This is a genomic window from Citrobacter sp. Cpo045 (assembly GCF_030332875.1).
GTDB lineage: Bacteria > Pseudomonadota > Gammaproteobacteria > Enterobacterales > Enterobacteriaceae > Citrobacter > Citrobacter portucalensis.
On the sequence record NZ_JAOWGZ010000096.1, the window covers coordinates 407,458 to 419,114 of the forward strand.

Genomic DNA, 11,657 nt, shown 5'->3' on the forward strand with positions numbered 1-11,657 from the left:
GCGCCATCGGGCATCGATTACAGCTGCGTTGCGCTAAAGTAGTGTTCAGGCTTGGCGATACGGTCCTGCGCGGCCACGACCTGCAGCTCATACTCGTGCATCTCTTTGGTAGTGATCATCACTTCGTACACCGCCGCAGTCACATGCTCAAGCGCCTGTTGTAAAGATGCGCCCTGCAGCAGTTTCACCAGCAACAAGCCACTCGTCACATCACCCACACCAACCGGTTGACGTGCGCCAAAATCGACTAACGGACGACTGATATGCCACGCCTGTTCAGCGGTGACCAGCAGCATTTCGAAACGGTCGGTGCTGATACCTGCGCGTGCCAGATGCTTCACCAGTACAATTTCAGGTCCCTGAGCGATCAGTTCACGCGCTGCTGCAACGGCCTCATCGACGTTGTTCACCGCATGCTCGCACAGAATTTCGAGCTCAACCAGATTTGGGGCAATAATGTCACTGGCCGGAAGCGCATGGCGTACATGAAATTCCGCCACTCCGGGTGCAACAATACACCCCTTTTCAGGGTGTCCCATCACCGGATCGCAAAAGTATTTTGCCTGCGGGTTTGCCGCTTTTACCTTGCGTACAATACCCAGAATATGCTCGCCCTGTTCTGCTGAGCCAAGATAGCCGCTCAGTACTGCGTCACAGGTCTGGAGTTTATCAATATCAGCAATGCCCTGAACAATTTCAGTCAGGTGGCTCGGCGGCATAACGCAACCGGTCCATTTGCCATACTGCGTGTGGTTTGAAAACTGAACGGTATTCAGCGGCCAGACATTTGCGCCAAGACGACGCATCGGAAATTCTGCTGCACTGTTGCCCGCATGACCAAAAACAACGTGGGACTGGATGGCGAGGATATTCTTCATTTTACTTACCACAACCCTGAAAAAATAAAGGGGCGTAGTTTCCCACGCCCCTGCTAACTCAATCTTACTTCCAGCAAATCAGACAATAGTTCTTCTTGCCACGGCGCAGTAAGGTATAGCGCCCGAACAGGATATCACTATCCTGGAAGAAATATTCCGGATCGGACTGCTTCTCACCGTTGATGGTTACCGCGTTTGACGCAATGGTCTTACGTGCCTGACCGCGAGAAGGTTGCAGCTCGGAGTCCACCAGCGCCTGCATCAAATCGGCACCTTTGTCCATCTCGATCATCGGCACACCATCCTGCGCCAGCTGTTCGAAATCTGCTTCACTCAAATCGCTGAGATTGCCGTTGAACAAGCTTTCGGTAATGCGTTTTGCCGCGACCAGACCTTCTTCACCGTGAACCAGACGCGTAACCTGTTCGGCCAGAACATACTGGGCACGCGGCGCTTTACCGCTGTTTTTATCTTCTTCTTCCAGCGCATTGATTTCTTCAATGTCCATGAAAGTGAAGAATTTCAGGAAGCGATAAACGTCCGCATCGGCGGTGTTGATCCAGAACTGGTAGAATTTGTATGGACTGGTTTTCTTCGGATCCAGCCACACTGCGCCGCCTTCCGTCTTACCGAATTTGGTGCCATCAGCTTTAGTGATCAGCGGAACGGTCAGACCAAACACCTGATTCTGGTGCAAACGACGGGTTAAATCGATACCCGAAGTAATGTTACCCCACTGGTCAGAACCACCAATCTGCAGTGCCACGCCGTGCAGTTTGTTCAGGCAGGCAAAGTCATAACCCTGCAGCAGGTTGTAAGAAAACTCGGTAAAGGAGATCCCCTGATCGTCACGGTTCAGACGCTGCTTAACCGCTTCTTTGTTGATCATCTGGTTAACGGAGAAGTGTTTGCCGATATCACGCAGGAAAGTCAGTACGTTCATACCGCCAAACCAGTCGTAGTTGTTCGCAGCAATCGCCGAGTTGTCGCCACAGTCGAAATCGAGGAACGGTGCAACCTGTTTGCGGATTTTATCCACCCACTCCTGCACGGTGTCTTCGGTATTCAGTTTACGCTCGGCGGCTTTAAAGCTCGGGTCACCAATCAGACCGGTTGCGCCACCTACCAGTGCAACAGGCTTATGGCCTGCCTGCTGGAAGCGTTTCAGGCATAACAATGGAACCAGATGCCCCAAATGCAAGCTGTCAGCGGTAGGATCGAAGCCGCAATAGAGCGCGATCGGGCCTTGCGCCAGTCGCTCTGCTAACGCTTCCTCGTCCGTCACCTGGGCCACCAGCCCCCGCTCTTGCAATTGTTTAATCAAGTTACTGCTTGCCATCAAAATCTCCATGTATAAAACGACTGCACCTTTGCCGGTACACGACTTTTCGCCTGATGCGAAAGAAACATAGAATAAAGCGCCGGATTGATCAGCACCAGCGCTTAAAACAAGAAATTTGCATCTTTAGGGGGCCAGACGATCAATTTTCCACGCGTTATCTTCGCGTTGGTATAAAAAACGATCGTGCAGACGGTTTTCACCGCCCTGCCAGAACTCCATTTGTTCAATACTCACGCGAAAGCCGCCCCAGAAACTGGGCAGAGGAACTTCCCCTTGCTGAAACTTCTGCTTCAGTTCGAGGAATTTGCTTTCGAGAATACCGCGCGCGGAGATTCGACTGGATTGTTTTGAGACCCAGGCGCCAATCTGACTGTCGCGTGGGCGACTGTGGAAGTATTTCACCACTTCGAGTGTGGAAAGACGCTCTGCCTTGCCGATCACCATCACCTGCCGTTCCAGCGTATGCCAGGGAAATAAAAGGCTGATGCGTGGATTTTTCTCGATCTGATGCGCCTTACGGCTACCAAGGTTGGTATAGAACACCAGCCCTTTGTCATCATAATGTTTGAGTAACACGATGCGCTGATACGGCTGACCATTTTCATCGACGGTCGCAACGACCATTGCGGTGGGATCGGCCAGTTTGGCATCACAGGCTTGCCCCAGCCAGCGCTCAAACAGCGCAAGGGGTTCGGCGGGAAGATCGCGGCGGCGAAGACCGCCTTTCGTGTATTCACGGCGCAGATGCGCGATTTGCTGCAATTCGTCGTTATCAGACATGATGTTGGGCTACGGATTGTCAGTGGGTGACGCTATTGTGCGCCGCCCAGGTGAAAATCTCAACGCTTCGGGTTCTGTAACTGACAGTTATTTAGCACAATTCTGTCTCGTTTATAGACCGTTGCCTCGTCGCCTTTAGACCAAAATACGTAGATACCATCGGTATAACGTGCACCTGATGCCGACACGCCCTGTTTGAGGTTCAATAGCTGATTATCATAAACAAAGCTTGCCGTCTGGCGGGTATTGTTCAGCTTCACGGTCAGCGGTTTTTCGTCGCAGCGGTATTCAAGCGTATCCGTTTGCATACGCTCGACAAATTGGTTGTACACACTACAACCGCTAAGCAGTACGGGCAGACACACTAACAACAGTTTTTTCATAGCCATATCCTGAAGACTTTCCTGGTCCTGGAGGGTAATGGCACCCTCCCTAATATCCTTAGTTTACCGGCATACCGCGCTGAATAATTTCAGTTAACTCTGAGTTCGCGGATTGGCAGGATAAATTGCCCCTAAAACACTCGGCTCTGACGCCCCCGTCACAGAAGGTAAATTTCCCGGTAATCCGGCCAGCGTTCGCCACGCCAGCCAGGCAAAGGCTAACGCTTCCATATCATCACCGCTGATCCCGGCTTCATCAGTAGAGGTAACCTCTGTACCCGGTAATAATGCCGCCAGACGCATCATCAGCAGTGGATTACGACTGCCACCACCACATACCATGAGTCGATCACAGCCGCCGCTTAACAAGACCTGCTCTGAAATGGTTACTGCCGTCAGTTCGGCAAGCGTCGCCTGTACATCTCGTGGGCTAATTCCCGGAAACTGCGCCAGATGACGCTCTATCCAGCCGTAATTAAAATACTCACGGCCGGTGCTTTTCGGCGCAGGCGCGGAAAAATAAGGGTCGTTAAGCATATTCTGCAGCAACGGCAGGATCACCGTTCCTGAAATGGCCCACTGCGCATCTTTGTCGTAGGGCTGGCCACATTGCCGCCAGATCCATGCATCCATCAGCATATTGCCCGGCCCGGTGTCGTATCCGCGAACGGGTTGTTGCGGAATAAGCAGAGACAGATTGGCAATTCCGCCGATGTTTAACACCATTCGCCGTTCCGTTGGATGTGCCAGAAGTGCCTGGTGAAACGCGGGAACGAGCGGTGCACCCTGCCCGCCGAGGGCGATATCACGTCGACGAAAATCGCCGACTACGGTTATCCCAGTACGCGCGACAATCTGGTTATTATCACCAATTTGCAGCGTGTGCGGCGCAGCACCGTTCGGTTCATGCCACACGGTTTGCCCGTGGCAACCAATCGCAACGATATCCTGCGGTTTCAATTTTTCTTGCGCCAACAGCGCATTCACCGCCTCAGCAAATAGATAACCGAGCTGTGCATCTAACTGACCAAACTGAGAAAGTGTAAGCTGCTGCCCCTGGCAGATATCCAGAATCGCTTGTTTAACATGAATGGGGATGGGCCAGGTCAGACTCGCCTGCTGCGCAACCATCGTTTCATCTATTGTCGCCAGCACAACATCGACGCCATCAAGGCTGGTTCCAGACATTACACCGATAAAACGGCCCGATTTCATAGGTCATCCTTTTAAGCAAATTAGCCTTGACACTCAACCATAAAGTGTCGACTAATGCCATGCTTCCTTAATGATTTTTGGTGGCTAATCATTACAATGATCGTTTAATTACATCAATTACATGAATGATTCGTTTATACTCGGTTGATCCGATTTCGGTTAAGATTTTCATATTGTTCCAGTAGAACATGTGACCTTAGGCTCACAAATGCCATATAATTTAGCCATGAAAGGTGCTTTATTAGCGTTTCGTGGTGACAAAGGAGATTTGTAAATGATTAAACGTGTGCTGATTGTTTCATTAATGGGCGTATCTTTAGCGGGTTGCGTTAACAATGACAGCCTTTCAGGCGACGTATATACCGCATCCGAAGCGAAACAAGTTCAGAACGTTACCTACGGTACGATTGTTCATGTTCGTCCGGTGCAAATCCAGGGTGGCGATGACGCAAACGTGATTGGTGCTATTGGTGGTGCGGTACTCGGCGGGTTCCTTGGTAACACCGTCGGCGGCGGTACGGGTCGTTCATTAGCCACAGCGGCAGGTGCAGTTGCCGGTGGCGTAGCGGGTCAAGGCGTACAAGGTGCGATGAATAAAACCCAGGGTGTGGAACTGGAAATCCGTAAGGATGATGGTAATACCATCATGGTGGTTCAGAAACAGGGTGCGACCAAGTTTTCAGCCGGCCAGCGCGTTGTTATGGCTAACAACGGCAGCCAGGTTACCGTGTCTCCACGCTAATCGAATTCACGTGTGGTCAGGCTCTGGCCACACGTAACTTATCGTTTCAACCTTGTGACTGCAGTTCAATAATATTGTGTTCGAGTTTGGCAACCAGCTTAATCAGCAGATCAATTTCCTCAGCTGAAATCCCTTCCAGAATTTCTCCACGTGTTTTGTTGATCACCGCTTCCATATCAGCGATCAGCGGCTCAGCCTTCTCTGTCAGTTTAATTCTCTTAGCTCGACGATCGCTGGCGCAAGTCTGTCGTGAAATGAGTCCCTTTTCTTCCAACTGGTCAAGCGTACGTACCAGCGAAGGCTGCTCGATGCCAATCGCTTTAGCCAACTGAATCTGCGATTGATCCGGCGGCAACTGATGAATGTTGTGCAGCGTAACCCAATGCGTCTGCGTCAACTCCAGAGGTTTCAGGCGATGGTCAATCAGAGCACGCCAAATGCGCACCAACCGTGCCAGATCAGAACCTAATGGCGATTCCAATTTCATCTCCTTATAATTAGCTTGCTAAGTTATTGTACTGATTTTAGAATAGTGTGCAGCATTTGTATTCCCAAAACAAATGTATTGCCAAATTTGCTTACCGGCTGACATTTTTTCAGACATTATGCGTTACGGAGACTCATTGTCTCTTTTTTGCTAAACCTATAGCAATGCTCTCTTCCGTCAAGGATTTTGCCCGTGAAGTTTATGTTTAATGCAACAGGATTGCCCCTACAAGATTTAATGATCGGCGCATCTGTCTACTTTCCTCCTGTTTTCAAGGCGATTGTAGCAGGATTTATTCTCTGGCTGGTTGTTCATCGCCTGCTGCGCGACTGGATTTACTCCGGCGAAATCTGGCATCCCCTGCTAATGGATCTGTCACTCTTTACGCTTTGCGTATGTCTGGCCTTTGTTATGCTGATAGCGTGGTGATTATGTCGCTTAAAACCATTAAATACTTCTCAACTATTATAGTCGCTGCAATCGCAGTTTTCGCCGGATGGTGGATGTGGAATTACTATATGCAATCGCCCTGGACACGTGATGGCAAAGTACGTGCTGAGCAGGTCAGCATCACGCCGCAGGTGTCAGGCAGCATTAGCGAACTCTATATAAAAGATAACCAGTTTGTGAATAAAGGCGATGTCCTTTTTATTATCGACAAGACGCCATTTCACATTGCTGAACTGAATGCGCAAGCGCAACTGGCAAAAGCGCAGTCTGACCTGGCGAAAGCCAATAACGAAGCCAACCGCCGCCGTCATTTATCGCAAAATTACATCTCAGCCGAGGATCTGGATACCGCAAATCTCAACGTGAAAGCCATGCAGGCAAGCGTTGAAGCGGCTGAGGCCAGTTTGCGCCAGGCCCAGTGGCAACTGACGCAAACGGTGGTCAAAGCCCCCGTGGCGGGTTGGGTCACAAACCTGTCTACCCGTACCGGTGATTACGCCTCAACCGGTAAGCCCCTGTTTGCCCTTGTCGACAGTCACTCTTTTTATGTGATGGGATATTTTGAAGAAACCAAATTGCGCCATATTCGAGAAGGCGCACCTGCGACGATTACACTCTACAGCGGCAATGTAAAGTTACAGGGTCACGTTTCCAGTATTGGCCGTGCCATCTACGATCAAAGTGTGGAAAGTGATTCCGGCCTGATTCCCGACATCAAACCCAACGTGCCGTGGGTGCGTCTGGCGCAGCGTGTCCCGGTACGCATCGAATTCGACGCCCTGCCGCGGGAGGTCACGCTGGTGTCAGGTACAACCTGCAGCGTATCCATCGGCCAGCGTAAATGAAACTGCCCCGCCTGACACCAGGCAATTTGCCGTGGTTTAAAGCCACGGCGGCACAGTGGCGTTATGCGCTGCGTAACACCATTGCGATGTGCCTGGCGTTAACTTTTGCTTATTATCTGAATCTGGATGAGCCCTACTGGGCGATGACCTCTGCGGCGGTGGTTAGTTTTCCCACCGTTGGCGGGGTTATCAGCAAAAGTCTGGGTCGCGTGGCGGGTAGCCTACTGGGAGCCACCGCCGCACTGATTATTGCCGGTCATACTCTCAATGAGCCGTGGCTGTTTTTGCTGAGCATGTCAGTGTGGATCGGTTTTTGTACCTGGGCATGCGCGCACTTCACCAATAACGTTGCCTACGCCTTTCAACTGGCGGGTTATACGGCGGCGATCATTGCTTTTCCCATGGTCAATACCGTGGAAATTACGCAGTTATGGGATATCGCGCAGGCACGCGTGTGTGAAGTCATCGTCGGTATCCTGTGTGGCGGCGTGATGATGATGATCCTGCCCAGCACCTCCGATGGCACCACGTTACTGGCTGCATTGAAAAACATGCATTCACGTTTACTGGAACATGCCAGCCTACTCTGGCAACCAGAAACCACGGATGCCATTCGCACAGCCCATGAAGGTGTTATCGGGCAGATTCTGACCATGAACCTGCTGCGTATTCAGGCTTTCTGGAGTCATTACCGCTTTCGTCGCCAGAATGCTTTGCTCAATTCGCTGTTGCACCAGCAGTTACGGATGACCAGCGTGATTTCCAGTCTGCGCAGGATGCTGCTGAACTGGCCTAATCCGCCGTCCAACACACGGGAAATCATTGAGCAGTTGCTCAGCGAACTAATAAAATCCAATGCGAATAGCTACACCGTCGCACGTATAATTGCCCCACTGCGGCCCGTCGATGCCCGCGACTATCGACACGTCGCCTTCTGGCAACGACTGCGTTATTTTTGTCGGCTCTACCTGCGCAGCAGTCATTATCTGCATTTACTGGAAAATGGTGTTACCGCCGAGCGTATTAATATCGCCCGCACGCCGGGACTTGCCCGTCATACCGATAATGCGGAAGCTATCTGGAGCGGGTTGCGTACGTTCTGCACTTTGATGCTTATCGGCGCATGGAGCATTGGTGCACAATGGGAATCAGGCTCTGGCGCACTCACGCTCGCCGCGATCAGCAGTGTGCTGTATTCCGCCGTTGCCACACCGTTCAAGTCGCTTTCTTTGCTGATGCGTACGCTGGTTCTACTGTCGCTATTTAGCTTTGTGGTTAAGTTTGGCCTGATGGTGCAAATTTCCGACCTCTGGCAGTTTATTCTCTTTCTCTTCCCACTACTCGCCACCATGCAACTGTTGAAGCTACAAATGCCTGCCCTGGCAGGTCTTTGGGGGCAGCTGATTGTATTTATGGGTTCATTTATCGCGGTGACCAATCCGCCGGTATATGATTTTGCTGATTTCCTGAATGACAATATGGCGAAAATCACCGGCGTGGCGCTGTCATGGCTGGCCTTCGCCATTCTGCGCCCCGGATCGGATGCACGGAAAAGTCGCCGCCATATTCGCGCCCTGCGCCGGGATTTTGTCGATCAGCTCAGCCGACATCCATCACTGAGTGAAAACGAATTTGAATCGCTGACCTATCATCACGTCAGCCAGCTCAGCAACAGTCAGGATGCGCTGGCGCGACGCTGGTTATTACGTTGGGGGGTCGTTTTACTGAACTGCTCGCATGTGGTGTGGCAACTGCGCACCTGGGAGGCGCGTTCCGATCCGCTGGCTCGCGTCAGGGACGTGTGTATCTCGCTGCTACGCGATGTAATGAGCGAACGTGGCGTCCAGCAACGACCACTGAATGCCACGCTGAATGAGCTACAGCGCATCTGCGATACGCTTGCCCACCATCATCAACCCGCTGCGCAGGAACTGTCGGCACTGGTCTGGCGACTACACTGCTCGCTTTCACAACTCGAACAGGCGCCGCCGCCGGGTACTCTCAGTCGTTGATTATTTGATAACACCACAGGCGTAGCGCGCTCCGCCACCGCCAAGCGGTTTCGGTTGATCGGACATATTATCGCCGCCCACATGGATCATCAGCGCTTTGCCTTTAACCTCATCGATCGTTTTCAGACGCGGCGCAACGACCGGCGTTGTGGCGTTACCGTCGTTATTCACCACCAATAGCGGCAGGTCGCCCATATGACCTGCGCCTTCCGGGCCTTCATGTTTACCGGTTTGATGCGGATCGTAATGGCCACCAGCCGATTCTGCGGCTGAGGCTTTCCCTTCTTTAATCGCGGGTTGGCAACTGCCGTTCATATGCACATGGAAGCCATGTTCACCTGGCGGCAACGCTTTCAGATCGGGCGTAAACTTCAGCCCCTTTGCGGTTTCAGCAATAGTGACCGTACCAATCGCCTGGCCGACGCCTTGCGATGTGACCAGATTCATCGTCACTTTTTCTTCACTGGCAGCCTGCGCACCTGCACAGACAAGGAGAGTGATAATGGCCAAACTCAAACGCTTCATAAGACCTCCGTCCAAAAGGTGTCTGATTGTTAAGTGTAAACCAATGACACAAATTTGAACGGAGATGCGCCAAAAACGCGATTAGGGTACGTCGTAACCCAGCGCCGCTTTACGAATGCGGAACCATTGCTGGCGAGACATGTTCAGCGACTCAGACTCAATGGCAGCACGTACACGCTCTATTTTTCCTGAGCCAATAATCGGCAGCGGCTGAGACGGCAGACGTAAAATCCAGGCGTATACCACCTGCTCAATAGATTGCGCATTCAACTCTTCAGCAATCACGGCAAGCTCATTACGTAAAGGCTGGAAAGCATCATCATTAAACAGGCGACCACCGCCGAGACAGGACCAGGCCATCGGGCGAATGCGCAGCTGTTGCAGTTGATCTAAAGTACCATCCAACAGGAGCGGCTGATGTACTGGTGAAATTTCTACCTGGTTGGTCGCCAGAGTAAACGGCAGACGCGATTGCAGCAATGAGAACTGTGCCGGGGTGAAGTTGGAGACGCCAAAGTGACGCACTTTGCCACTATGGTGCAATTTTTTAAAAGCGTCGGCGACATCGTCAGCATCCATAAGCGGATCGGGACGGTGGATCAGCAGCAGATCAATATGATCGGTCGCCAGCAGCTTCAGCGACTCTTCCGCACTGGCAATAATATGTGCACTGTCGGTGATGTAGTGGCCCAGCGCATTTTCCGCGCGCGCCGTCGTCGCGATCCCGCATTTAGTCACAATCTGCATTTTTTCACGCAAATGCGGAGCCAGTTTCATTGCCTCACCAAACGCCGCTTCACACTGGTAGCCACCGTAAATATCGGCGTGATCGACGGTGGTCACGCCAAGATCCAGATGCTCTTCAATAAAGCTGACTAGCTGGCGCGCGGACATATTCCAGTCCATCAGGCGCCAGTACCCCATCACAAAGCGAGAAAATTCCGGGCCTTGCGGCGCAATAGTAATACGCTGAACCATAGCAGCTTCCTTTTAAGTGAATGTGCCTCGAGTATACGCAATTACGCTTTTAAAAGAGTGAAGGTTGTTGCGGTTCTTCCGAAGGGTTGGCATTGTTTGCACGTAATTTACGCATCAGGCGCTGACGACAAAGCCGCAGCACTTCCTGCTTTTGGGTATCGCTCATCTTTTGCCAGTTAAAACGCTCATCCCGACTGCGAAAACAGCCACGGCAAAAGCCGCGTTCGTCAGACTGACATATTCCACGGCATGGGCTCTGGACGGGGAAAAACTCCAGCTGTTCGGCCACATCCCCTCCTTTAATAAGATTGATATACCTATTGAAGACGTTAACTGAATTTCTCGCAAGCGCTATTGCATTAGACCGACTGGTCTATTACACTCGTTTTCATGAACAAAATCACTGAACACGATACACGCGAACATCTGCTGGCGACTGGCGAACTGCTGTGTATGCAGCGCGGCTTCACCGGCATGGGTTTAAGCGAACTACTGAAAACCGCTGAAGTACCCAAAGGTTCGTTTTATCATTATTTTCGCTCTAAAGAAGCGTTCGGTGTCGCGATGCTGGAACGCCACTATGCGGCCTATCATCGGCGACTGGCTACGCACTTTGATACGGGAGCGGGAAACTATCGCGACCGCATTCTGGCCTACTATCAGGAAACCCTGAATCAGTTTAGTCAGCACGGCATTATTAGCGGCTGTTTAACAGTAAAACTGTCTGCCGAAGTGTGCGATCTGTCAGAAGATATGCGCACTGCGATGGATAAAGGCGCGCGGCACATTATTGTGCTGTTAGCGCAGGCGCTGGAGAAAGGTCAGGCCAGCCATTGTCTGTCTTTTGTTGGCGAGCCGTTACAGCAGGCGCAGGTACTGTATGCGCTGTGGCTTGGCGCCAACCTGCAGGCCAAGATTTCTCGTAGCGCCACTCCGCTGGAAAATGCGCTGGCGCACGTTAAAAACATCATCACAACGCCTGCCGTTTAACAGGCGTTTTTATTTTCTTTATTACTAGAC

Annotated in this window: 13 protein-coding genes and 1 pseudogene; 5 read left to right on the forward strand and 9 right to left on the reverse strand. The window is 51.6% G+C overall.

Features of this window, described 5'->3' with window-relative positions; genetic code table 11:
* Positions 1–17: 17 nt before the first annotated feature.
* From pdxY to anmK, 5 genes are all read right to left on the reverse strand, one after another.
* Positions 18–878: a pyridoxal kinase PdxY gene (pdxY, locus tag OGY13_RS13555; RefSeq protein ID WP_008784675.1), complete on the reverse strand. Its 861-nt coding sequence runs from the start codon at positions 876–878 to the stop codon at positions 18–20.
* 64 nt (positions 879–942) lie between these two features.
* Positions 943–2,217: a tyrosine--tRNA ligase gene (tyrS, locus tag OGY13_RS13560; protein ID WP_020996426.1), complete on the reverse strand. Its 1,275-nt coding sequence runs from the start codon at positions 2,215–2,217 to the stop codon at positions 943–945.
* A 126-nt stretch (positions 2,218–2,343) separates the two neighbouring features.
* The gene (gene pdxH, locus OGY13_RS13565; RefSeq protein WP_003029169.1) at positions 2,344–3,000 is read right to left on the reverse strand and encodes a pyridoxamine 5'-phosphate oxidase; all 657 of its coding nucleotides are present in this window, start codon (positions 2,998–3,000) and stop codon (positions 2,344–2,346) included.
* Positions 3,001–3,059: 59 nt separating this feature from the next.
* Positions 3,060–3,389 carry a C-type lysozyme inhibitor gene (gene mliC, locus OGY13_RS13570; protein ID WP_003029170.1) on the reverse strand — a complete coding sequence of 110 codons (330 nt, stop codon included), beginning with the start codon at positions 3,387–3,389 and terminating at the stop codon, positions 3,060–3,062.
* Positions 3,390–3,476: 87 nt separating this feature from the next.
* A complete protein-coding gene (gene anmK / locus OGY13_RS13575; protein WP_008784673.1) occupies positions 3,477–4,598 on the reverse strand; it encodes an anhydro-N-acetylmuramic acid kinase in 1,122 nt (373 codons plus the stop codon).
* A gap of 274 nt (positions 4,599–4,872) precedes the next feature.
* On the opposite strand from anmK, the gene slyB reads away from it, so the two are divergent.
* The gene (gene slyB / locus OGY13_RS13580; RefSeq protein WP_003029175.1) at positions 4,873–5,340 is read left to right on the forward strand and encodes an outer membrane lipoprotein SlyB; all 468 of its coding nucleotides are present in this window, start codon (positions 4,873–4,875) and stop codon (positions 5,338–5,340) included.
* A gap of 46 nt (positions 5,341–5,386) precedes the next feature.
* Here slyB and slyA read toward each other — a convergent pair whose 3' ends face one another.
* Positions 5,387–5,827 (reverse strand): transcriptional regulator SlyA, encoded by a 441-nt coding sequence (slyA, locus tag OGY13_RS13585; protein WP_008784672.1) that lies wholly within the window; start codon positions 5,825–5,827, stop codon positions 5,387–5,389.
* Positions 5,828–6,019: 192 nt separating this feature from the next.
* Between slyA and OGY13_RS13590 the strand changes: the two genes are divergently transcribed.
* From OGY13_RS13590 to OGY13_RS13600, 3 genes and pseudogenes are all read left to right on the forward strand, one after another.
* Positions 6,020–6,256, forward strand: coding sequence for a DUF1656 domain-containing protein (locus tag OGY13_RS13590; protein ID WP_003029180.1), 237 nt, complete (start codon positions 6,020–6,022; stop codon positions 6,254–6,256).
* A 2-nt stretch (positions 6,257–6,258) separates the two neighbouring features.
* On the forward strand, positions 6,259–7,122 hold the full coding sequence (locus tag OGY13_RS13595; RefSeq protein ID WP_204191734.1) for an efflux RND transporter periplasmic adaptor subunit: 864 nt from the start codon (positions 6,259–6,261) through the stop codon (positions 7,120–7,122).
* Positions 7,119–9,159, forward strand: a pseudogene (locus tag OGY13_RS13600) (FUSC family protein). Before OGY13_RS13595 ends, OGY13_RS13600 begins: the two are co-directional and overlap by 4 nt.
* Here the strand turns inward: OGY13_RS13600 and sodC are convergent.
* The 3 genes from sodC to OGY13_RS13615 all read right to left on the reverse strand — a co-directional run bounded on the left by sodC (position 9,135) and on the right by OGY13_RS13615 (position 10,926).
* On the reverse strand, positions 9,135–9,659 hold the full coding sequence (gene sodC / locus OGY13_RS13605) for a superoxide dismutase [Cu-Zn] SodC (protein WP_048235438.1): 525 nt from the start codon (positions 9,657–9,659) through the stop codon (positions 9,135–9,137). The pseudogene OGY13_RS13600 and the gene sodC overlap by 25 nt on opposite strands.
* Positions 9,660–9,740: 81 nt before the next feature.
* Positions 9,741–10,637 carry an aldo/keto reductase gene (locus tag OGY13_RS13610; protein ID WP_048214269.1) on the reverse strand — a complete coding sequence of 299 codons (897 nt, stop codon included), beginning with the start codon at positions 10,635–10,637 and terminating at the stop codon, positions 9,741–9,743.
* Positions 10,638–10,686: 49 nt separating this feature from the next.
* Positions 10,687–10,926 (reverse strand): DUF1289 domain-containing protein, encoded by a 240-nt coding sequence (locus OGY13_RS13615; RefSeq protein ID WP_213753029.1) that lies wholly within the window; start codon positions 10,924–10,926, stop codon positions 10,687–10,689.
* A 101-nt stretch (positions 10,927–11,027) separates the two neighbouring features.
* On the opposite strand from OGY13_RS13615, the gene OGY13_RS13620 reads away from it, so the two are divergent.
* Positions 11,028–11,627: a TetR/AcrR family transcriptional regulator gene (locus tag OGY13_RS13620; protein ID WP_003832766.1), complete on the forward strand. Its 600-nt coding sequence runs from the start codon at positions 11,028–11,030 to the stop codon at positions 11,625–11,627.
* The last annotated feature ends 30 nt before the right edge of the window (positions 11,628–11,657 follow it).